The organism is Aeromonas sp. PI_26, from assembly GCF_027854445.1.
GTDB lineage: Bacteria > Pseudomonadota > Gammaproteobacteria > Enterobacterales > Aeromonadaceae > Aeromonas > Aeromonas veronii.
This window is the reverse complement of record NZ_JAJNOE010000003.1, coordinates 1-21,148: the sequence shown is the minus strand read 5'-3', so window position 1 is coordinate 21,148 and position 21,148 is coordinate 1. Positions and strand designations below refer to the sequence as shown.

Below are 21,148 nucleotides of genomic sequence, written 5' to 3'. Positions count from 1 at the left end.
TTCTCCATGATTTATAACTGTATTTTTATACAGTATTCATGGGAAGTAAAGTGCCATCTTGCACCAATCAGAAAAGATCCAGCTGCTGACCACAGATCCGGTCGAACGACTCGCCGATAAAGGGCAGAATGGCATCGGCAATGGGCCGCAACTGCTTGTCTATGTAGTGTTCGTAATCGATGGCGCTGCGCCGGTACTCCAGCGGCTCTGGGCCATTGAGGGTCATCAGATAGGCGATGGAGCCCCGATGCTGATAACGCAGGGGCAAACCGCGACGCAGGTTCTCCTCATCGGCCAGCCGCGCCGCCCGCACATGGGGTGGCACGTTCTTCTGATACTCCTCGAGCTTCTGGCGCAGCCGTTTGCGGTAGATGAGCAGATCGTCGTGACGACCGGCGCGAGTCTCATCCACCATGGTGCGCACATAGCCGCTGGGATCTTCATCGTGAAACACCAGCTCATAGAGGCGGGTCTGGAATTGCTTGGCCAGCATGGTCCAGTCGGTACGCACCGATTCGAGCCCCTTGAACACCAGCTGTTCACTCCCCTCGCTGGCCTTGCCAACCAGCCCCGCATAGCGCTTCTTGCTGCCCTTCTCCAAGCCGCGGATGGTGGGCATCAGAAAGCGGCGGTAGTGGGTCTCGTACTGGATCTCCAGATAGCTCGGCAGATCGAACTCGCGCTTGATCAGTGCAGCCCAGTTATCGTTGATCATTTGCGCCAGTCGCTGGCCGATCTCGTCCGCCTCATCGGGGCTGGTCTCGCGCCCCAGATGAACGAAAGTGGAGTCGGTATCGCCATAGATCACCTCGAACCCCTTCGCCTCAATCCACTCGCGGGTCTGCTGCATGATGCTGTGGCCACGCAGGGTGATAGATGAGGCAAGGCGCGGATCATAGAAACGGCAGCCCCCCGACCCCAGCACGCCGTAGAAAGAGTTCATGATGATCTTGATGGCCTGGGAGAGCGCCTTGTTGCTGGCGGCCTTGGCCCGATCCCGCGCCGCCCACAAGGTAGCGATGAGCTCCGGCAAGAAGTGCCGCTCGCGGGAGAACATGGCGCCGCGAAAGCCCGGAATAGCGTGCTCGGGATGCTGCAGCCCCTCGATGAGCCCCATGGGGTCGATGCAGAAGGTGCGGATGATGCTGGGATAGAGGCTCTTGAAATCGAGTACAAGCACATGGCGATAGAGACCGGGTTTGGAGTCCATCACATAGCCACCTGGGCTTGCGAGCCCACCGTCGGCTGGCAGATTGGGGGCCACGTAGCCGCCGCGATGGAGCCGCGGCAGATAGAGGTTGGTAAAGGCCGCCACCGAGCCCCCCACCCTGTCCAGCTCCAGGCCGGTGAGGGAGGCGCGTTCAATGGCAAACGGGATGAGGTGGCAGAAATCGAAGATCTCCCACACCAGCTTGCAATCTTCCAGGTTGTAGCGGGCGAGCGCCTCCTTGTCGGAGTGGAACAGTTCGGTGATCTTCTCCCCCCGATTGGCCACATCTTCGATATCCTTGCCACGGCCGAGCAGTTCGCTCGCCACCGCATCCAGGCTATAGCTGGCAAACTGCCAGGTGGCGCTTTTCAGGGTATCGATGCCATCGAGCACCATGCGCCCGGGGATAATGACGTTGCCAGTCTGGGGATCGCCCCGTGACGAGCGCCAGAAGCAGAGCTCGCGCCCCCGCCCGAGCCGCAGCCGCCGCTTGTTAAGCTCGGCGCGGCGTAGCAGCAGGCGAAAGTCAAAATTGACCACGTTCCAACCAATCACCAGGTCGGGGTCATGCAGGCTGAACCAGTTCTCCAGCGCACTCAGCAAGGCGCTCTCGTCCTCTACCCACTGGACCTGAGTGCCCCAGCTCTCGGCATCCGATTCTGGGGTGCCGATCATGATGACCCGCGCATCCTGTTCACTGTAAAGGCCGACCGAGAAGAGGGCACCGTCCATGGCGCACTCCACGTCGAGGGACACCCAGGAGAGGGTTGGCGTCACCGCCTGCGGCGCGCAGCGCGCCTCGTTCACCTCCCAGTAGCCCTGCTTGCCTCCCTTCTTCACCGCCCGGCCATCGAAACGCACACCAGCTGTGATGAAACGCTCCATCAGAAACCGCTCCGGCAGCCGGATATCCGCCTCAAAGTGCTCCAGCCCGCGAATAAGCAGCAGCTCGATGGCGCGGTGAAAGGCACTCAGGGTGGCGAAATAGCAGCCCACCACAGGGCGGCCATCGAAAGTGTGCATCGGCAGGCGGCGAAACCGCCCGCTCACCCCGGCCCCTTTGAATAGCTCGGCGGCTTCTGCCATATGGCTCTGTGGCAAAAAGAACACCGGCTCCTGCCCCGGCACCACCACCCGCACCGGCCCCTGCGCGCTCCAGAGCCACATCACGATTTCGGTGGTTGCAGCCTGCCCGTTGCGACCGCGCACGTCCCGACCGTGGCGGGTCAGGATAAAACCGTCGAGGGGCGGAGTGGCGGGTACGGTGGGCTGGGTTGCAGTCATGAAGCGTAAAGGGGCTGTCCGAGAATAGCACCATTGTACGTTCATACAGTACCTGCTCGCAATCGTCACGCTGGCTGCGAGGCGGGAGTCAAACTGGTAAGCTCGATCCGGTCGTTATTCCCGCCCATCCCGTTCTGACCACTCTTCGCCGACAAAAGGAGTCTTTGTGGCAATCTATTCCCTGCTGGATCAGCTGGCTATCCCCTACCAGCGTGTTGAACATCCCCCGGTGTATACCTGTGAGGAGGCGAGCAGGCTGCTGCCCGACCTGCCCGCCGCCAAGACCAAGAACCTCTTTTTGCGCGACCCGAAAAGCGAGCGGCTGTTTCTGGTGGTGAGTCCGGAGGAGAACCGGGTCGACCTCAAGGCGCTGGCAGCCATGCTCGGGGTCAAACGGCTGAGCTTTGGCTCCCCCGAGCGACTCAATGCGGTGCTCGGCCTTACCCCGGGCTCGGTAACCCTGCTCGCCATGGTGCGCGACAGGGAAAAAGCGGTAGAGCTGGTGGTAGACGAGGCCATCTGGCAGGCCGAACAGGTGCAGTGCCATCCGTTGGTCAACACCGCGACTCTGATCATCCGCCTCGACGACGTGCGCCGTCTGCTGACCCATCTGGACAGGGAGGCCATCGTCATGCGCTTGCCTGCTGCAACCTGCAATTAGCACAACGTCTGGCGGTTGGGTTCACCCTGCCGCCAACACAGCCACCTTTCACGCAGCGAAATTGACTGACAAGACAATAAAATGGCCCCTTGTGCGCTGATAAATCGAGTCAGCAATTGCCATCGTACAAGAAGTCGAAGGTGAGCACATTCGGCCATTTAACCAATTGATAATAGGCTGGATTCATGTTGTGATCGGCCACTGCCAGCGGGCGATACCCCATCGCCTGTTCGTTCACAGGTGACTTCCCAGAGAGCCCCTTGATGCCAAGTCTGTTTTCCTCAGCCCAGTTGTTGAGTCTGGTGCTGTTCGTCACGCTGTCACATGTGGGGGTCGCCACCATTTTCGCCGCCATGTGGCACACCCATCGCCAGATCAGGGCATTGCTCTACTGGTCAGCAGGGGAACTGGTTATCGCAGGGGCTTTTTGCTGCCTGCTGCTGCGCCCTCTTGAGGGAAATGCATCCCTTGCCAATATTCTCTGCACCAACCTGCTGTTGATGTCGACCTCCCTGCTCTATGAACGGGGGATGCGCCACTTCTTTCGCCGTGAAGCCGACCAACTGGGCTGGCTGCTGCCCACCGTTACCCTCGGTGGTTTCGTTTTGTTTGCCCTGACCGCCCTGCAGCAACCCCTCTTTGATGTGCATAGCCGGATCATCGTACTCTCCGGCGTGCTCTCGCTGCAGATTGCACTGCTTATCTGGCAGCTCTGGCGCTACCAGCGGCTGGCCCCTGTCTATCGGGTGCTGCGCTTTGCCATTCTGCTGCTCGGCCTGCAACTGCTGTTGCAACTGCTGCGGATCGCCAAACATCTCTGGCAGCCGGAGCTGGCGGCCAACTCCTTCACCGACCCGCTGCTCGGGCCTGTGATCCTGCTCAGCCTGCTCTTTACCATCGCCCGCAGTTATCTGCTGCTGAGCCTGGTCCACACCCGCCAGCAGCAAGCCCTGCTGACCACCCAGCGCAAGCTGGAGCGGCGCGCCAATCAGGATGAGCTGACCGGCCTGTTCAGCCGCCACTATTTCGAACGCCAGGTGACCCTGCGCGCCCGCGAGGTGACAAGCCCCGCCCAGCTGCTGCTGATCGATCTGGACAACTTTAAACAGATCAACGACCGCCACGGCCACCCCGCCGGTGATGCCATGCTGCGGGCCGTGGGTCGGGTGATCACCAATACCCTGCCTGCCGAGGGCATGGCCGGTCGGCTTGGCGGCGATGAGCTGGCCCTGCTGCTGATGGCGGACCCGCAGACCCTGCCCGACTACTGTCACAGCCTGCAACAGCAGATCGCTGAGGCGACCCGGGCGCTGGCCGGTGGCCCCATCAGCCTCAGCATCGGCCTCACCTCGCTACACCCTGACGAGGGGTTTGAAGCTGCCTACCTGCGCGCGGATCGGGCCCTTTACGCCGCCAAACAGGCTGGAAGGCAACGGGCCTGCGTACAGGAGCTCCACCACAACGAGCCGCAACCGCTGCCGCCCTGCGCGCTCCTGTCATGAGCGCAGTGCTCGCTCTGCAATGCCGACCGGCCAGACTGGCAGATGCTCCGGCTTACCGTCGCTATGTCACCGAATGCGCCGAAGACGGACAACCGCTCTATCAGGTGGCGCAATTTGACCCGGACAGCTGGCTACAGAGCCTGCTGGATCACGCAGAAGGGCGCAACTTGCCCAGTGGATACCTGCCGACTACCACCTATTTTGCCCTTGATGGCGAGGAGATCATCGCCACCCTGCGTCTGCGTCACGGTGACAATGAGGCAACCCGCCAGTGGCTGGGTCATATCGGTTACGAAACCCGCCCCTCTCGCCGTGGCGAAGGGGCTGCGACCGTGCTGCTGCGCTGGGTGCAACAGCAGGCACTGGCAGAGCCGGTGCTGATCAGCTGCGGCGAAGATAATCTGGCTTCCCGCAAGGTCATTACGGCCGCTGGTGGCGTGTGGCTGGGACGGCGCTTCCATCCGGGGGATCGCAACTGGCTGGAGATGTATCAGCTAGCCCCCAGCCCCAGCCCCAGCCCCAGCCCCAGCCCCAGCCGACCATAGCCGCAGCAGCAATAAAAAGGCGCCCCGAAGGCGCTCTTTTTGCGAACGTGGCAAGACCGTTAGTAGCTGTCTTCCTGCTCCGCCTTCATCCGGGCCTGACGGGCATAGGCCTCCTCCTCGGCGCTCTCAATCTCCTGCAGCACCGACTCGAGATCGATGGCGGCGCGGCTCTCTTCAAAGTGACCGGTCAGCTCGCTATCGGGGGTGAGTTTGCCATCTTCAAACAGCGCCCACATCTCCTGGGCATAACGGGTCTTGAGCAGCTCGGGGGCATACATGCCGTAGTAGTTGCGCATATTGTTGACGTCCCGCTCCAGCATCGCCTTGGCCTGGTTGTTGGCGGCGGCATCCACCACCTGGGGCAGGTCGATGATGACGGGGCCCTGTTCATCCACCAGCACATTGAACTCGGAGAGATCGCCGTGGATAAGACCGGCGCAGAGCATCCGCACCACATAGCGGATCACTTTGTGGTGATCGATGACCGCCTGCTCGGGGGTGAGTGCCACATCGTTGAGGCGCGGCGCGACATTGCCATCCTCATCGGTGATAAGTTCCATCAAGAGGACACCATCGAGGCAGACATAGGGCTGTGGCACCCGCACACCGGCCGCCGCCAGCTTGAACAGGGCGTCGACCTCGGTGTTCTGCCACACCTCTTCATGCTGTTTGCGGCCGTACTTGGAGCCCTTCTCCATAGCGCGAGCGCTGCGGCTGTTACGCACCTTGCGCCCCTCCTGATAGACCACGGCCTGCTTGAAGCTGCGTTTGGACGCCTCTTTATAGACTTTGGCGCAGCGGATCTCGTCGCCGCAGCGCACCACATAGACGTCGGCCTCTTTGCCGCTCATCAACCGGCTGACGACCTCATCGACCAGGCCGTCATCAACCAGAGGTTGGATTCGATTTGGAATTTTCATGGCCGCCCTTTTACCCTATTTCCGCTCTCGAAGATAGCTCCGCGCACGCTCACCTGCCTCTCCCTTTCATAAGACACCCTGTTATCCCCTGTTTGCGCTGTTTTTGTCCACCCGTTCGCCTTAAAAACCACCAGCAGCAGACCAAATACGAAAGGCGCCTGTGCCAACAAAAATGGCCCGCAAGCGGGCCAATTTTCAAGGTTCGGGCGGCAAGCCCTGACGAATACGCTGGATCCCCGCTTCATAGAGGCCGTCATCCCCCTCCTGATGCTCCAGGGTTTCGAAGATCTTGAGAAACCACATGTACTGCTCGGGATGGCGCGCCACCTGCATCTCTACCACCCGGTTCATGGCATTGACGTCTGCCAGCAGATCGGCGGTGGGATAAGGGTCAAACGGCGGCTCAATCTCCAGCAGATAGCGTCCCTCATCCTCGTCATAGCTGGCGAAGATGGGCACCGCTCTGGCACCGGTCAGCTTCACCAGCTTGGGCAACGCAGGCAGGGTTGCCTTGGGGCGGCCAAAGAAGGGAACAAACACGCTCGCCTCGCGGCCGTGATCCTGATCTGGCAGGTAGAAGAAACTGGCGCCGGCGCGGATCGACTTGATCGCCGGCTTGATCCCGGCGCTGCGCTCATAGACCTTGCCCCCTTTGGCCCGCTCGCGGTTGATGTACCAGTCAAACACCTGATCTTTCGGACTCTTCATCATGGTGCACATCTCGATGCCCATCATGGAGAAGTAGCGGCCAATCATGTCGACCGCCCAGGTGTGAGGCACCACCAGGATCACCGGACGGCCCGCAGCCTGCTCCGCTTGCACATGCTCCCAGCCGGTGACCTTGATGCGGCGGGTCAGCCGCGCCTTGCTGCGCCAGCTGAGTTCGCCAAAGCCCATAAAGGTCTTGAGCCCGACCCGGATCGATTTGAGCAGCAGCGCCTGCCGTGCAGCGGCATCCAGCTCGGGAAAGCAGATCTTGAGGTTGGTATCGGCGATATAGGCCTGCTTTTTCGAAAAACGCAGCAGGGTTGGAGAGACCAGATCGGCAAAGCGATCCCTCAGTCTCGCGGGGGTAAATGCCAGCAGGGAGAGCAGGCCCAGCGCACACCAGCTGCCCCACCATTTGGGATGCAGCAGGCGGCTATGAAATGAGGTATCAAATACCGGATCTAACGCAGACATGGCGACCATCAAGTCATCAAAAACAAACGGTTATTGTAGTTATCCTGACATTTTTTTCTACCCTGGGGAGGCTGGCCATCAGCCTGCAAGGCACTGATCAGACTAGTTATCATAAAAAATGGCCCACCTGGGGCCATTTCAATCAATCCAAATTCTGGGTCAACCGTGGGGCGACAATCCCTTGCGGATCCGCTGGATCCCCGCCTCGTAAAGGCCATCCAGCCCCTCCTGATCTTCACGGGTATCGAAGATCTTGAGGAACCACATGTACTGGCCCGGATGGCGCGTCAGCTGCTGTTGCACCATATCGTTCATGCGACAGGTATCGGCCATCACATCCTCGGTGGGATAGTTGTCGAACGGTGCCTCAATCTCCAGCCGGTAGCAGTGATTCGCTTCGTCATAGCAGGCGAGCAGCGGCACCGCCTTGGCACCGCTGACCTGCACCAGACGGGGCAAAGCAGGCAGGGTCGCCTTGGGATAGCCAAAGAAGGGGGCGAAGATGCTCTTCTCGCGGCCATGATCCTGATCCGGCAGATAGAAGAAGCTGCGACCGCTCTTGATGGTCCTGATCACCGCCTTGATCCCGGCGCTGCGCTCATAGACGCGGCAACCGTTCTTGGCCCGTGCCCGGTTGAGGTGCCAATCAAACACCGGATTGCGCGCCCGTTTCATCATGGTGCACATCGGCACCCCGCGCTGGGTGAAGCAGTAACCGGCTGCATCCACCGGCCAGGTATGGGGCACTACCAGGATCACCGGACGGCCGGCAGCTCGCTCCGCCTCGATATGCTCCCAACCGATCACCTGCATCCGGCTCATCAGATAACGCTGGCTGCGCATGGTGAACTCGCCAAATCCCAACAGACTCTTGAGGCCGACCCGGATCGAGGTCAGTGCAATGGCATCCCGCTCTTCCGGGCTCTTGTACGGGAAGCAGATCTCCAGATTGGTTCTGGCGATATAGATCTGTTTTTTCGAGATACGAAACACCAGCGGTGCCAAGGCTTCGGCCAAACGGTCGCGCAATCGCACCGGCACAAAGGCGAGCAGCATCAGCACGCCGAGCGCCAGCCAGCTGAACCAGTAGCGGGGATGTAGAAAACGGGCTTCAAAAGAGGAGTCAAATACGGGATCTTGGGACGACATGTATTGGGGTCGAGCGAAAAAGTGGTGCTGCATTGTAGTCGTCCTGACAGGTAATACCAGTTAAATCCATGGCAAATAGCCCGCCACGGGCGCCACATCAAAAAACCATAAAAAAATGCCCCGCACTGCGGGGCATTTTGCTCGTTACACAACCAGGGTGGAGGCTCTTTGTCCATCCATCGTATGACTGGTCGTTTATCCCGTCGCTCTCGGAGCGCACTGCTTATCCATTTCCCGATGTCACATCTTCTTCAAGACTTAACGGTGAGCACCCTGGCGGGCCATGCCGTTGTTCATTTCTGTATCACGCTGCGGCAGAAAAAACATCAGGTAACGCAGTGCCACATACCCGACGATCACGGTAGCCACCCCCAGCTCGAAGTGAGCCAGCATACTGATCTGCTCGACGTAGTGACTCCCTTGCGCAAACCCTTCAACCAGATGAGCCACTTTGAACAGAGCGGTGGCACCGATCACCAGCGGGAAGGTGAAGGCGGCATAACCCGGCGAGAAGGGCAGACGCAGCAGTTTGATGAAGGCCAGATAGATGATACCGGTCATCAGGATGGCGATCCCCAACAGCACGGCCACCAGCAGCAGTGACGGCTCCTGACTGACGGTCAGGTAACCGGCCAGAGAGAGGCTGGCAGGGGCAGCCAGAATGGCAATGGTCGGTTTGGCGGCATCCGGCACTTCATGGCTGAAGATCAGGCGATAGAGCATCAGCGGCAGCATCAGGCCATAGCAGATGATCCCGAACCAGAGCAGACCGTTGGCCAGCGGGGCAAATTGACCACCCGGGAAGGCGACGTCAGCCACGATGATCCCCACCGGCGGCACGAACCAGCTCGGCACCATGTGGTGGATTTCAAACTCTTTGGCGCGATGCCAGATAAAGGTGGCCAGGAACAGCAGGTGAACCGCCACGGCAAACAGCCAGAGGACCTCGCCCGCTTGCGGCGCAATCATACCCAGCGCTTTGGAGACCACCATGGTGCCCATGGCATAGGTCGGAACAACACTGCCCACCACGGGGTGAGCGAGATCCTGCAACAGCAGGCGGGGGTGGAGCAGAAACTTGAAGGTCAGGATCACCAGCAGCACGGCCGCGATGGCAGCGCCCAGCAGTTGCATCCGGCCATCGAAGTGACCGGCATTTTCCCAACACCAACCAAGGCTGGCGATGCCCAGCGCCAGACCCGCCATAGGGGTTGGGGCGGCAGCCAGTGATTTACGGGTTCTTGCGATCATGATGACACCTTTCTATTGATGACTATGGCGATAGGATAATGGTCCCTTATCGTTTACGATATCTAAATGAATTAAATCAATCATTCAGGAAAACCAAACACGATGAAACTGACCCTGCAGCAGCTGAAAGTGTTCGCCACCATTGCCCGCTATGGAAACCTTGGCCTTGCCGCCAACGAGCTCTGCCTGAGCAAGGGGGCCGTCTCCCAGTCGCTGCAGGAGCTGGAGCGCCAGCTCTCCACCCCGCTGTTTGACCGCATTCACCCCAGATTGCAGCTCAACAACGAGGGGCGCCTGCTGCAACCAGCTGCTGAAGAACTGCTGACCCGGATGCAGGATATCGAGAACCTGTTTCGTCCCGATGCCGAGCCAAGCGGCCAGTTGCGCCTTGGTGCCAGCCAGACCATCGGCAACTACCTGCTCCCTACCCTGCTCGCCAGCAGCAAACAGGAGCTGGGGCTCCCCCCCAAGGTGACCATCAACAACACTCACCTGCTCTGCCATGCGCTGGCCAACTTCGAGCTGGATATGGCACTGATCGAGGGGGAGAACCACCACCCCGACCTGCTCGCCGAACCCTGGCTGCAGGACGAGATGCTGGTGGTGGCCCCACCCGGTCACCCGCTTGCCAACAAGAAGGAGCTCTCCCTCTCCCGACTGGGGGGCGAGACCTGGGTATTGCGTGAAGCGCAATCGGGCAGCCGCGAGCAGTTTATCCAGCAGATCCAGCCCGAGCTGCCCCGCTGGCAACCAGGGCTTGAACTCAACACCCTGGAGGCGGTGATGCTGGCGGTGGAGAAGGGGCTTGGCATCTCCTTTATCTCCCGGCTGGCAGCCTCGGATCGCCTGGCAGATGGGCGGCTGATCGCCCTGCCCCTCTCCCGCCGCTTCCCGCGCCAGCTCTCCCTTATCTGGCACAAGCAGAAGTACCACTCCACCTCCCTGCGCCACTTTATCCACTTCTGCCGGGCTCAGGTGAACAATGCCGAAGTGAGCCGCGCAGAGTAACACCCGCTCGGAGCGCCGCTGGCAGGCCCGCTCGCCAATAACGGAAAAAGCAGAGAGGGAGCCACGGCTCCCTCTCTTTGATTCGCTTCTGAGTATCACTTCGCCAGACTGCGCAACCAGCTGATCTCCTCGCCCCAAATAGACTCGTCTATGGTCTCGAGGATCAGCGGAATGCGATCGAAGCGATCATCATGCATGATGTGGTGGAATACTGCCTCCCCCAGATTGCCCTCCCGCAAGCTGTGGTGGCGGTCGACCCGGCTACCGAAAGTACACTTGGCACCGTTGATATGCATCCCCTTGAGATAGTGAAAACCCACCGTGCGGTCGAACTCGGCAAAGACGGCAGCGCAGCTCTCGGCGGTGCGCAGATCGTAGCCAGCGGCAAAGGCGTGGCAAGTATCGAAACAGATCCCGACACGGCTCTTGTCCTCCACTCCCTCGATGATGGTGGCGAGGTGCTCGAATGACCAGCCGAGGTTGGTCCCCTGCCCGGCGGTATTCTCGATCACCGCCGTCACACCTTCACTGCGCTCCAGCGCCCAGTTGATGGACTCGCTCACCAGCTTGAGGCTGGCCGCCTCAGGGATCTGCTTGAGATGGCTACCGGGGTGGAAGTTCAGATAGCAAAGCCCCAGTTGCTCGCAACGCTTCATCTCGTCGAGAAACGCATCGCGGGATTTGGCCAGACCATCGGGATCCGGGTGGCCCAGATTGATGAGATAGCTGTCGTGGGGCAGGATCTGCTCCGGCAGAAAACCGGCCTTGTCACAGGCCGCCTTGAAGGCACGAATGGTGGCATCCGACAAGGGGGCCGCCTGCCACTGACGTTGATTCTTGGTAAAGAGGGCAAACGCGTTGGCCCCGATGGCCTGGGCGCGGGCGATGGTATTCTCCACCCCGCCGGCCGCACTGACGTGGGCTCCGATATATTTCATACAATCTCCTCAATACGGCAAGCCGCCATTATGCCGATCCAGCCCGGCCACGCCAAACCGGGATATCCGATAGCGGGTATCGACAAATAGCGCCGCCTTGGCAAGGCGGCTGCGTTTCATGGCGCAATCGGCCTGCGCTGTGGCAACCTCTCCCCAGAAGGGATAAGTAGAACTCGTCCACGCCAGCATGGCGCCCACAAAAAAACGCAGCGTATCGCCTAGGCGATAACGGCTGCGTCTTTGGGTCTCTCGGCCGTCCCCCTTGCCGTGGCCCGAATGGCCAGCGACAAGGGAGCAAGAATGCGCGGGGAGAGTCGCCTTAGAACGGCATCTTGAAGCCTGGAGGCAGTTGCATGCCACCGGTCAGTTCGCCCATCTTGGCCTTGTTCTGCTCTTCCACACGACGCACGGCATCGTTGCATGCGGCGGCAACCAGATCTTCCAGCAGCTCCTTGTCATCTTCCATCAGGGAGGGGTCGATCTCGATGCGACGGACGCTGTGGCTACCGGTCATGGTGACCTTGACCATGCCAGCACCGGCTTCACCGGTCACTTCCATCTGAGCCAGCTGCTCCTGCGCCTTCTGCATACGCTCTTGCATCTGTTGGGCCTGTTTCATCAGGTTCCCCATTCCACCTTTACCAAACATATGTCGTCTCTCGTCTTGAAATCCGGCATCCAGCGCCGGGCTGTGGGCTTGTCTGTCCTAGATGGGGACAGCCAAACGGCTTTTCAACCGGAAGCAAGCTCCCGGCCACGGAATTTAGCGGTTGAGGGGCTCGATGCTCTCGTGATGGAGCACGGCACCAAACCGCTGAACTAAAAACTGTACGTTGGGATCCTGCTCCAGATCCCGGGTCACCTGCTCGCGCACCCTGAGATAAAGGCGATGTTCGATCTCGAGGGGGGTCTCCTGGTCAGGCACTACACCGAGCGTCACCTCGACCTGCACCGGTTGACCCAGCGCTGGCCCGATGATCTCGGCCAGATCGGCGCGCGCCTTGTCGCTCACCAGATGGCGCTGTTCGGGCTTGAGGGTTAGCAGTACCTTGTCCCCTTCTCGCGTCATCACCGAGTTGATGGCCAGTTGGCGCAGCCGCCCTCCCACCTGAGTGTGAGCAATCAACTCGGCCCAAGGGTCGCCGCAACCATTGAGCAGCGAGGAGGGAATAAGGCGGGTCGCCTCTCCCTCTTGCGGCTCGCTGTCGCTCTCGAGCTCATCCCAGTCGATGGTCTCCATCACCGGCTGAACGGGCTCATCCTGCGTCACAGGGGTAGCAGCCACCGCCGTGGTGGCAACGGGTGGCTGGGTCGCTGGGGCGGGCGTCACCGCAGGCGCCGCAGCGCTGCGCTCGCCGGGTCGATAGCTCGGCTGCCCGTCGAGATCCCAAGGTGGCAGATCGGTTGGCTGGGCCGGTGCCGTGACAGGGGCGTGGCTCATCACCTGAGTCTGCTCGGCAAAGCCCTGATTGAGGTACTCCTCGTATTCCCCGTTGTCACCCTGCGGCTCGTAACCGTCGCCATAGAGATCCACTGGCGGCAGATCATCATAGTGACCCATCGCCGCCATCCCCTGCCCGGCCGGTTGGCCGACCGGAGCTGGCTGTTGCGCGACGGCCGGTGCAGCAGCAGGCGCGACAGGACGAGCTGGCGCAACCGGCACCGCGCGCGGCGCCGCCGCCGGGGCATCCTGACCACGCTGGCGGCTGCGCAGCATGTTTCGCTTGCCAAGCAGGCTCTGCATGCTCGATACCGCTGATACCGGTTCAGCAGCGGCAACAGGCGTTGCTGTCGCTTCGAGCGCGGGCTCGAAGGGGGCGGTCAGCGGCTCGCCACGGGAATAGTCGGTATCGGCTGCGGCAGACGCTCGATCATCAGCATCAGCAGATTGTTCGGCTGAGTGCGCTGGCACATCGGGCTGCGCATGTGGCAACGCGGGCTCGGGTTGATACCCCATGCCCGCAGCCTCGCGCAGCAGCTCATCCTGCTGGCTGAACAGCTCGGCGGCTTGCGCCTCCTCCTCGCTGTCGGCGGGGTTGCCGATGTCATCCGTCATCGAAGGCAGGGAGACATCAACCGCGGGCACGGCGCCGCTGATCGGTGCCAGTGCGGCCGATTCAGCGGCCGGGCGCTTTCCCGGCAAGGAGGCTACCGGAATGGCACTACTCGCCACACTGCTCGTCATTGACGGGGGCAACGCAGTGAGGCTGGCCGGATGCAGGGCATCGCGCCGGGGCGAGAAGGCGAGCATCCGCAGGCAGGTCATCTCCAGCGCGGTGCGACCATCGGGAGCCCAGGGCAGATCTTTACGGCCACCCAGCACGATCTGGTAGCAGAGCTGCACCTCTTCCGGGCTCATCGCCTTGGCCAGTTGCAGCAGGGCATCGGCATCCGCCCCCTGCTCCTGCACGCTGGCAGGCAGCAGCTGCGCCATGGCGATGCGATGGAGCAAGCCTTCCAGCTCGGCGTGGAGCTGATCAAAATCGGGGCCCAGGGTGGCGATCTCGGTGATCTTGGCCATGGTCGCGGGGGCATCTTGCCGCAAAATGGCTTCCAGCAGCTGGTGCAGATGGCGGTGATCGAGCGTGCCCAGCATCGCCAGCACGCTGTCGAGGCGCACGCTACCATTGCCGTGGGCCAGCGCCTGATCGGTCAGGCTCAGGGCATCGCGCATACTGCCGTCAGCCGCTTTGGCCAGGGCCAGCAGGGCGCGCGGTTCGAAGGGTTGGCCCTCCTGATCCAGCACCCATTCGAGCTGCTTAGCGATCTGGGTCTGATCCAGACTCTTCAGATGAAACTGCAGGCAGCGCGAGAGAATGGTAATGGGCAACTTCTGCGGATCCGTGGTGGCCAGCAGAAACTTCACATAGGGGGGCGGCTCTTCCAGGGTTTTCAGCAGCGCGTTGAAGCTGTGGCGCGACAACATGTGCACTTCATCGATGAGGTAGACCTTGAAGCGGCCGCGGGCCGGACGGTACTGCACGTTGTCGAGCAGCTCGCGGGTATCTTCCACCTTGGTTCGCGACGCCGCGTCAATCTCCAGCAGGTCGACAAAGTTGCCCTGATCGATCTCGCGGCAGGTATCACAGACGCCGCACGGGTGGCTGCTGATCCCCTTCTCGCAGTTGAGGCTCTTGGCCAGAATACGGGCGATGGTGGTCTTGCCGACCCCGCGGGTACCGCTCAGCAGATAGGCGTGATGCAGCCGTCCCTGATCCAGGGCGTTGGTCAAGGCGGTCAGCACATGTTGCTGGCCTACCACTTGTTCAAACGTATGGGGGCGCCATTTACGCGCCAGAACCTGATAGCTCATAAATCCATCATGCAGGGAAGACAGGGCATTGAGGCCGGATGCTAACACAAATGGCGGGCTGGCTGTATCGGCTATCGGTCAGAGCGGGAGGGATCGCTTGATTTTCAAACCGATGCCCGCACGGGCACCGGTTCAATGCAGGCCCGATGCAGAGGATCGGGCCGAAGAGGCATTACTCGCCGGCCAGCTCGACCAGTGAGACTACCTTGATGCCAGCGGCAGTCAGGCGGGCATCGCCACCCAGAGACGGCAGGGAGATGATGAAGGCCGCATCGGCAACTTCACCACCGGCACGGCGGATCAGCTTGACGGTCGCATCGACGGTACCACCGGTCGCCAGCAGATCGTCCACGACCAGCACCTTGTCACCGGGCACGATGGCATCGGTGTGCAGTTGCAGGGTGTCGGTGCCGTACTCGAGGGCATAGGACTCCTCGATCACTTCGCGCGGCAGCTTGCCCGGCTTGCGGACCGGCACAAAGCCCAGTCCCATGGCATAGGCAACCGGCGCGCCAAAGATGAAGCCGCGAGCTTCGGTGCCAACAATCTTGGTGATCCCTTGATCACGATAATGATTGGCCAGCAGATCGATGGTGGCCTTGAAGGCCTCGGCGTTCTCGATCAGGCTGGTAATGTCACGAAACAGAATGCCCGGCTTCGGATAGTCGGGAATGGTCTTGATGCTTGCTTCGATAAATTTCAGGGTTTCCGGATTCATGTGTTGACCGCTTATTTTTTTGACCCAGGGGTGGCCATTTTTTCTCAATTCCCTTCTGCGGGAAATAAAAAAGCCTGTCACGCAAAAATGACAGGCCGACTCCATAGCATTATTGCTGCAATAGCTTAGGGACTTCACTTCGCCATTGCAACTGGCTCCAGCACTGGCAGACGCATTAACCAGGTGAGCAGGATCACCATTATGATAACCAGCAGCCCCTTGACCCACAGCAGTGGCACCACCGCCAGCGACACCGAAAAGGTGAGCAAAATGAAGATAATGGCGCGCCGTCTGGCCTGGCGACGAATACCGCGATACTGCTGCCAATCGACGATGGGCGGGCCAAACCAGGGATGGGTCAGCAACCAGCGATGAAAACGGGGCGACGAGCGGGCAAACAGAGCGGCAGCCAGCAACATGAAGGGGGTAGTCGGCAAGAGCGGCAGCACAATGCCCACAATACCGGTGGCAAATGCCAGCCACCCGAGCGCCATCAGACACCAACGCTTCATTCCGTCTCCTTGCGTGATTTATCTCCCTCTAGCCTAACAGAGTTTGAGCGGATGCTGACAGCGGGCCGCAACCCCACTACAATCTGCCCTCTTTTTTATCCTTATCTCTTCGGAAAGCAGTTATGCGCGTTATTTTGGCCCCCATGCAGGGGGTACTGGATCACCTGATGCGGGAGGTACTGACCTCCGTCAACGATTACGATCTCTGCGTAAGCGAATTTATCCGGGTCGTTGATCAGCTGCTGCCCGCCAAGGTGTTCTATCGCCTCTGCCCCGAACTGCTGCAAGATGGCAAAACCCGTGCGGGAACCCCGGTACGGGTCCAGCTGCTGGGGCAACATCCCGAATGGCTGGCCGAGAACGCCAGGCGCGCTATCGAGCTGGGCTCCCCCGGGGTCGATCTCAACTTCGGCTGCCCCGCCCCCACCGTCAACAAGAGCAAGGGCGGCGCAGTGCTGCTCAAAGAACCCGAGACCATCTATCGCATCGTCAAGGCAGTGCGCGACGCGGTGCCCGCCCATCTGCCGGTCAGCGCCAAAATTCGCCTTGGTTACGATGACAAGGATCTCTATCTGGATAACGCCCTGGCAGTTCATCAAGGCGGCGCTAACGAGCTGGCCGTTCATGCCCGCACCAAACGTGAAGGCTACAAGGCGCCCGCCCACTGGGAGTATGTGGATGCCATTCGCCGCGCCTTGCCAATCCCCGTCACGGCCAACGGCGAGATTTGGGATCACAAAGATGCCCTCGCCTGCGCCAGGGTCTCGGGTTGCGATTCCCTGATGGTCGGGCGCGGCGCCATCTCCCTGCCCAATCTGGCCAACGTGATGAAAACCGGCTGCCCGCACATGAGCTGGGCCGAGGTACTGCAGTTGATGGTGAGCTATACCGAGCAGGATCTGGCCAGCGAAAAAGCCGACTACTACCCCAGCCGTATCAAACAGTGGTTCAGCTATCTCAAGCGGGAATATCCCGAAGCGGACCTGCTGTTTCAGGAGATCCGGGTGCTCAAAGAGACGGATCCGATCCGCGATGCCCTGCTGCAAGCAGCCAAAAGCCACAGCTAACCACGTTTAACTTGACGCATATCATCTTGATAGAGTTATCGGATCCCTATACTGCCCCGAATCTGTCGTCTGTCCTGTGGGGGATAATGTGTGTGAAATGACGCAAGCACAGTTGACTGTCTGGCGTAATCGCCTGCTGTCAGACTGGGCCCAAGTAAGAGAAACGCTGATCGGTCAGCTTAAAGCCTGCCGCCGTGACGAGTGGGCCGAACAGGTCGGTCACTGCGAGCAGGATCAACTGGTGGAACTGACCAGCCGGCTGGATCTGCCGAAGGTTGAGCAGAGCGTGGCCCGCCTCAAGCGGATCGATGCGGCACTCTGCCAGATGGATCTCGGCCTCTATGGCCTCTGCTCCGATTGTGAAGAGCCGCTTTCCATCGAACAGCTGGAACAGGATCCGACCCTGCAACGCTGCCCGCGCTGCGAAGCCCGCTATCGCAAGGGATTCCACGCCCACGAACTGTGAGGGATGCACATCTGTGCATCCGCTCAACCCTCAGCACTGGTTACTCCGTCGTTCCTGTCCAATACTCACCGTATCAGCCTGTTCGAGGGTATGCGTTGTGTACAGACTCTTGTTGTTATGGTGTTTGTGTTGCCAGGCTACGGCACAAGAGTCATTGGTCGTGGGCTGGGTCGACTGGCAGCCCTTCAGTTATCGCAATGAACAGCAACAGCTCCGCGGACTGGATGTGGAGCTGCTCAACGCAATCTTCCTGCGGGCCGGTTATCAGGCCAAATTCAGTGAAATGCCCTGGGCTCGCGTGCTGCACGAGCTGAAATTCGGCACGGTTCAACTGGCCATGTCAGCCAATATCACCGCCGAGCGGCAGCAATATGCCCGCTTCAGCCACCCCTATCGGGAAGAGGAGACGGCCATCGTCATCCGTCGGCAAGATGCCGATCGCTGGCGCGGGATCACCACCCTTGAGCAGTTGATCAACACCCCCGACTTCCATATCGGGGTGCTCAAGGGCTTTGATTATGGCAATACCTTCCGTCAGTTGATGGCAAGGCCCGAGCTGCAGCCCCGTCTGCAGATGCGCCTGCGGCTGGATCAGCTGCTGAAGATGTTGCAAGGGGGACGGATCCAGGGGTTTATTCTGGATCCCCACGGACTGCAGGAGTGGCAGGGTAAGGATGGCGTGCAGGACAAGCTGTATATTCTACTGCATATCGAACTGACACCGGTTCACCTGATGCTGAGCAAAGAGAGCACCACAGAAGCGCAACTGCAGCGGATCAATCAGGCTATCGATCAATTGAAACAGAGCCCCGACTATCAGCAGATCCTCGATCGCTACCAGTTCAGATCCCTGCATTCACAGGAAAACACTCATAAGTAAGGGGAGCATCTGCTCCCCTTGCAGTCTCAAGCAAACCCAATCCTGTTTCAAACAACCCTGGTTGCAACTTGCCAGGACGTTTTGGTCACCGATAACGTGATGGGTTAAGCCTGGCTATCAGCGTCCCAGCACAATGTCGGCAAGGTGGGCGAAGTGGTGGATCTCGTGGGTGGCATCGCACTCGCCCGCTTGCCGCGCCGGGTTGTACCAGCAGGTTGCCAGCCCCTGCGCCGCCGCCCCGGCAATATCGGTTTTCGGGTTATCCCCCACCATCAGCACCCGGGCCGGATCTGGCTGTCCCATCAGGGAGAGGGTGTGCTGGAAAATGGCTGGTGCCGGCTTGGTCACCCGAATTTCGTCGGAGATCACCAGCGGCTCGAACCACTCGCTCCAGCCCAGTTTGCCAAGCCGCCCCCGCTGGGGCACGCTGAAACCATTGGTGATGATCCCCATCCGCACCTTGTTGCGCAGCTGCTGCAGGGTCTCGACCACCCCTTCGAGAGGCATGCTAAGGGCAATGATCTGCTCCAGAAAGGTGTTGTTCATCGCCATGGGATCGGCGGCAACCTGCTGGGCAAAGAGAGAGAAGCGGGTCTGCTGCAACGCCGTTGCATCGATCTCGCCGTCGTTGTACTGCTGCCAGAGCCCGTGGTTGAGGGCGTGGTATTGCGCCATGCTGGCGTCATCAGCCTGTACGCCATAGATCTGCAGAGTGTGCGTCAGCGCAGAGGCGACCGGAAAATCGAACAGGGTTTCATCCAAATCGAACAGCACCCAGTCATAGCTTGGTTGTTTCACAGAACTCCTTGTTATCATTCAGATTGTTCAGAGGCTTGGCGACCGACTCTGCCAAGCGGGCTGGCCAGCAGATCCAGCGTGAGACGCACGCCGAAGCCGGTCACTTCGCTGGAGACCACCCCATTGCCCCCCTTGTTGCGAAAACCGCTCAGGTCGAAGTGCAGCCAGGGGGTCTGCTCGGGCACGAAGTGGGCGAGGAAACGGGCCGCATCAATGTGATCCGGCGAACTTCCCGGCGCACACTGCAACAGATCGGCCCACTCGCTTTCGATGTTGTCGTCATAATCGTCATCAAGCGGGAAGGGCCAGACTCGTTCACCGCTGCGCTGACCCAGATTGACCAGCGATGTAATCCATTCGCTGCGATTGGTAAAGACGCCGCTGTAGCGGCTACCCAGCGCCCGTTTGCAGGCCCCGGTCAGGGTTGCGTAATCGAGCAGCAGATCAGGAGTATCCTGCACCGCCATCGCCAGGGTATCGGCCAGTACCATTCGCCCTTCGGCATCGGTATCGACCACCTCGATGGAGGTGCCATTGATGGCAGTCACCACCTCGCCAGGACGATAGGCGTGAGGGCCGATATGGTTCTCGGCAATGGCCAGCCAGCAGTGTACCTCGTAGGGTAGCTGAGCTCGGCTGATGGCGTAGAGAGCCCCCAGCGCCACCGCGCTGCCCCCCATGTCCAGATGCATGCCATACATGCTGCCAGAAACCTTGAGGTTGTAACCGCCAGAGTCGTGGCAGATCCCCTTGCCCACCAACGCAATGCGACGCACCGGTTTGGGTGGATAGTAGCTGAGCTTGACCATGGCTCCCTGATTGTCTTCCGAGCCACGAGCAACAGCCAGAAACGCCCCCGCCCCCAACTCGGCCAGCTGCGCCTGATCATAGTGATGGCACTGCCACCCCTCATCTTGCGCCAGCTTGCTGACAAACTCGCGATAGCTGGCGGCCGTCAGCTCGGAGGCAGGCAACACCGCCAGATGGCGAGCCAGCCCGTTGCCCCCCGCTTCGCTGTAAAGGCGCGCCAAGTCCAGCACCACCGCGGGTGAAACCTTGATCTGCTGGTAGCTCCAGCTGATTTCGCTGCGGCGCTTGCTGGTGGGCAACGAAATATTGGCAGCAAGCAGGGCTGACAACATCACTTCGGCCAGCATCACTCGCTCGGAGGGAGAAAAGCCTTCCAGATGCAACCCGAGCCGCTCCACATTGAGCCCAGAAAGAGGAGCAATCCAGCCTCGGATCTGTTTATAGAGGCGGTGATCCCGCGTCACACTGCCGGCCACAAACATCACCTGCAACAGGGTATTGCCATGCATCAGGGTAAAGGGCGCTTTTTTCCCCAGCGCAAGCTGGGTCTGGAGACCCGCAAGGGCGGGCAGCGAAAGCAAGGACTCCTTCTGCTCTTCGGCGATCAGCAGCAGTTGCAACGGCAGCCCTTGGGCAATGGCTTCGGCCACCGTGGCATCCCGGCTTTCAATAGCAGGAGGAAGATAGGTGAAGGGAGTGATCACAGGCGCGTGCCTCATCCATGAAGAGATACCTGATGATACCCAACAAATGGTTGATACGACCAGTTTTGGTCTTGAAAAAGCGTCAGAAATAGCAGCAATCACCAGATGGTGACGAGCATCAAGAAGGATTGTTCAATGGTTGGCAATACAGGAAGGGAACTTTCAGAAAGTTGGTTGCGGGGGCCGGATTTGAACCGACGACCTTCGGGTTATGAGCCCGACGAGCTACC

20 protein-coding genes are annotated in these 21,148 nt (G+C 60.2%); 7 read left to right on the top strand and 13 right to left on the bottom strand.

All coding sequences use genetic code 11. The features are described 5' to 3' along the window. Positions 1-67 precede the first annotated feature (67 nt). Positions 68-2,494, bottom strand: coding sequence for a DNA polymerase II (locus LRL22_RS04855; protein ID WP_270904849.1), 2,427 nt, complete (start codon positions 2,492-2,494; stop codon positions 68-70). A 166-nt stretch (positions 2,495-2,660) separates the two neighbouring features. Here LRL22_RS04855 and LRL22_RS04850 point away from each other — a divergent pair, with 166 nt between their 5' ends. Continuing rightward, on the top strand, positions 2,661-3,155 hold the full coding sequence (locus LRL22_RS04850) for a prolyl-tRNA synthetase associated domain-containing protein (RefSeq protein WP_270904848.1): 495 nt from the start codon (positions 2,661-2,663) through the stop codon (positions 3,153-3,155). Between the two features lie 109 nt (positions 3,156-3,264). Here LRL22_RS04850 and LRL22_RS04845 read toward each other — a convergent pair whose 3' ends face one another. Then, entirely contained in the window at positions 3,265-3,393 is a 129-nt protein-coding gene (locus LRL22_RS04845; RefSeq protein ID WP_270904847.1) for a hypothetical protein, read from the bottom strand. A gap of 25 nt (positions 3,394-3,418) precedes the next feature. Here LRL22_RS04845 and LRL22_RS04840 point away from each other — a divergent pair, with 25 nt between their 5' ends. Beyond that, a complete protein-coding gene (locus tag LRL22_RS04840) occupies positions 3,419-4,657 on the top strand; it encodes a GGDEF domain-containing protein (protein WP_270904846.1) in 1,239 nt (412 codons plus the stop codon). Beyond that, complete coding sequence (locus LRL22_RS04835) at positions 4,654-5,202, top strand: GNAT family N-acetyltransferase (protein WP_270904845.1); 549 nt, start codon at positions 4,654-4,656, stop codon at positions 5,200-5,202. Before LRL22_RS04840 ends, LRL22_RS04835 begins: the two co-directional genes overlap by 4 nt. Positions 5,203-5,261: 59 nt before the next feature. Here LRL22_RS04835 and LRL22_RS04830 read toward each other — a convergent pair whose 3' ends face one another. From LRL22_RS04830 to LRL22_RS04815, 4 genes are all read right to left on the bottom strand, one after another. Further along, positions 5,262-6,122 (bottom strand): PA4780 family RIO1-like protein kinase, encoded by an 861-nt coding sequence (locus LRL22_RS04830; protein ID WP_115522377.1) that lies wholly within the window; start codon positions 6,120-6,122, stop codon positions 5,262-5,264. A gap of 195 nt (positions 6,123-6,317) precedes the next feature. After that, positions 6,318-7,313, bottom strand: coding sequence for an LpxL/LpxP family acyltransferase (locus tag LRL22_RS04825; protein ID WP_005360998.1), 996 nt, complete (start codon positions 7,311-7,313; stop codon positions 6,318-6,320). Positions 7,314-7,463: 150 nt separating this feature from the next. Next, positions 7,464-8,453, bottom strand: coding sequence for a lauroyl-Kdo(2)-lipid IV(A) myristoyltransferase (lpxM, locus tag LRL22_RS04820; RefSeq protein WP_270904844.1), 990 nt, complete (start codon positions 8,451-8,453; stop codon positions 7,464-7,466). Between the two features lie 258 nt (positions 8,454-8,711). Further along, positions 8,712-9,704, bottom strand: coding sequence for a TDT family transporter (locus tag LRL22_RS04815; protein WP_270904843.1), 993 nt, complete (start codon positions 9,702-9,704; stop codon positions 8,712-8,714). A gap of 102 nt (positions 9,705-9,806) precedes the next feature. Between LRL22_RS04815 and LRL22_RS04810 the strand changes: the two genes are divergently transcribed. Beyond that, positions 9,807-10,712 (top strand): LysR substrate-binding domain-containing protein, encoded by a 906-nt coding sequence (locus LRL22_RS04810; protein ID WP_270904842.1) that lies wholly within the window; start codon positions 9,807-9,809, stop codon positions 10,710-10,712. A gap of 95 nt (positions 10,713-10,807) precedes the next feature. Here LRL22_RS04810 and nfo read toward each other — a convergent pair whose 3' ends face one another. The 5 genes from nfo to LRL22_RS04785 form a co-directional block, all read right to left on the bottom strand. Further along, a complete protein-coding gene (nfo, locus tag LRL22_RS04805; protein WP_270904841.1) occupies positions 10,808-11,650 on the bottom strand; it encodes a deoxyribonuclease IV in 843 nt (280 codons plus the stop codon). A 319-nt stretch (positions 11,651-11,969) separates the two neighbouring features. Further along, entirely contained in the window at positions 11,970-12,299 is a 330-nt protein-coding gene (locus tag LRL22_RS04800) for a YbaB/EbfC family nucleoid-associated protein (protein WP_005333445.1), read from the bottom strand. Positions 12,300-12,413: 114 nt separating this feature from the next. Continuing rightward, a complete protein-coding gene (gene dnaX, locus LRL22_RS04795; RefSeq protein ID WP_270904840.1) occupies positions 12,414-14,963 on the bottom strand; it encodes a DNA polymerase III subunit gamma/tau in 2,550 nt (849 codons plus the stop codon). A 172-nt stretch (positions 14,964-15,135) separates the two neighbouring features. Beyond that, a complete protein-coding gene (gene apt, locus LRL22_RS04790; RefSeq protein WP_005352403.1) occupies positions 15,136-15,681 on the bottom strand; it encodes an adenine phosphoribosyltransferase in 546 nt (181 codons plus the stop codon). A gap of 134 nt (positions 15,682-15,815) precedes the next feature. After that, positions 15,816-16,193: a YbaN family protein gene (locus LRL22_RS04785; protein WP_005333448.1), complete on the bottom strand. Its 378-nt coding sequence runs from the start codon at positions 16,191-16,193 to the stop codon at positions 15,816-15,818. A 122-nt stretch (positions 16,194-16,315) separates the two neighbouring features. On the opposite strand from LRL22_RS04785, the gene dusC reads away from it, so the two are divergent. From dusC to LRL22_RS04770, 3 genes are all read left to right on the top strand, one after another. Beyond that, positions 16,316-17,260, top strand: a complete 945-nt coding sequence (gene dusC, locus LRL22_RS04780; protein WP_270904839.1) for a tRNA dihydrouridine(16) synthase DusC — start codon at positions 16,316-16,318, stop codon at positions 17,258-17,260. Between the two features lie 97 nt (positions 17,261-17,357). Further along, positions 17,358-17,726 carry a TraR/DksA family transcriptional regulator gene (locus LRL22_RS04775; RefSeq protein ID WP_019445807.1) on the top strand — a complete coding sequence of 123 codons (369 nt, stop codon included), beginning with the start codon at positions 17,358-17,360 and terminating at the stop codon, positions 17,724-17,726. Positions 17,727-17,886: 160 nt separating this feature from the next. Then, the gene (locus LRL22_RS04770) at positions 17,887-18,606 is read left to right on the top strand and encodes a substrate-binding periplasmic protein (RefSeq protein WP_201913608.1); all 720 of its coding nucleotides are present in this window, start codon (positions 17,887-17,889) and stop codon (positions 18,604-18,606) included. Between the two features lie 117 nt (positions 18,607-18,723). Here the strand turns inward: LRL22_RS04770 and yjjG are convergent, their stop codons facing one another. Further along, positions 18,724-19,404: a pyrimidine 5'-nucleotidase gene (gene yjjG, locus LRL22_RS04765; protein WP_270904838.1), complete on the bottom strand. Its 681-nt coding sequence runs from the start codon at positions 19,402-19,404 to the stop codon at positions 18,724-18,726. A 14-nt stretch (positions 19,405-19,418) separates the two neighbouring features. Next, positions 19,419-20,918 carry a M17 family metallopeptidase gene (locus LRL22_RS04760; RefSeq protein WP_270904958.1) on the bottom strand — a complete coding sequence of 500 codons (1,500 nt, stop codon included), beginning with the start codon at positions 20,916-20,918 and terminating at the stop codon, positions 19,419-19,421. Between the last annotated feature and the right edge of the window lie 230 nt (positions 20,919-21,148).

What these genes read in the sequence shown, in the direction of transcription:
- dusC (WP_270904839.1), top strand. Translation starts at nt 16,316, where the DNA reads ATGCGCGTTATTTTGGCCCCCATGCAGGGGGTACTGGATCACCTGATG.
- LRL22_RS04825 (WP_005360998.1), bottom strand. Translation starts at nt 7,313, where the DNA reads ATGGTCGCCATGTCTGCGTTAGATCCGGTATTTGATACCTCATTTCAT.
- apt (WP_005352403.1), bottom strand. Translation starts at nt 15,681, where the DNA reads ATGAATCCGGAAACCCTGAAATTTATCGAAGCAAGCATCAAGACCATT.
- LRL22_RS04800 (WP_005333445.1), bottom strand. Translation starts at nt 12,299, where the DNA reads ATGTTTGGTAAAGGTGGAATGGGGAACCTGATGAAACAGGCCCAACAG.
- LRL22_RS04855 (WP_270904849.1), bottom strand. Translation starts at nt 2,494, where the DNA reads ATGACTGCAACCCAGCCCACCGTACCCGCCACTCCGCCCCTCGACGGT.
- LRL22_RS04830 (WP_115522377.1), bottom strand. Translation starts at nt 6,122, where the DNA reads ATGAAAATTCCAAATCGAATCCAACCTCTGGTTGATGACGGCCTGGTC.
- LRL22_RS04815 (WP_270904843.1), bottom strand. Translation starts at nt 9,704, where the DNA reads ATGATCGCAAGAACCCGTAAATCACTGGCTGCCGCCCCAACCCCTATG.
- LRL22_RS04785 (WP_005333448.1), bottom strand. Translation starts at nt 16,193, where the DNA reads ATGAAGCGTTGGTGTCTGATGGCGCTCGGGTGGCTGGCATTTGCCACC.
- LRL22_RS04835 (WP_270904845.1), top strand. Translation starts at nt 4,654, where the DNA reads ATGAGCGCAGTGCTCGCTCTGCAATGCCGACCGGCCAGACTGGCAGAT.
- LRL22_RS04810 (WP_270904842.1), top strand. Translation starts at nt 9,807, where the DNA reads ATGAAACTGACCCTGCAGCAGCTGAAAGTGTTCGCCACCATTGCCCGC.
- LRL22_RS04840 (WP_270904846.1), top strand. Translation starts at nt 3,419, where the DNA reads ATGCCAAGTCTGTTTTCCTCAGCCCAGTTGTTGAGTCTGGTGCTGTTC.
- dnaX (WP_270904840.1), bottom strand. Translation starts at nt 14,963, where the DNA reads ATGAGCTATCAGGTTCTGGCGCGTAAATGGCGCCCCCATACGTTTGAA.
- LRL22_RS04775 (WP_019445807.1), top strand. Translation starts at nt 17,358, where the DNA reads ATGACGCAAGCACAGTTGACTGTCTGGCGTAATCGCCTGCTGTCAGAC.
- lpxM (WP_270904844.1), bottom strand. Translation starts at nt 8,453, where the DNA reads ATGTCGTCCCAAGATCCCGTATTTGACTCCTCTTTTGAAGCCCGTTTT.
- nfo (WP_270904841.1), bottom strand. Translation starts at nt 11,650, where the DNA reads ATGAAATATATCGGAGCCCACGTCAGTGCGGCCGGCGGGGTGGAGAAT.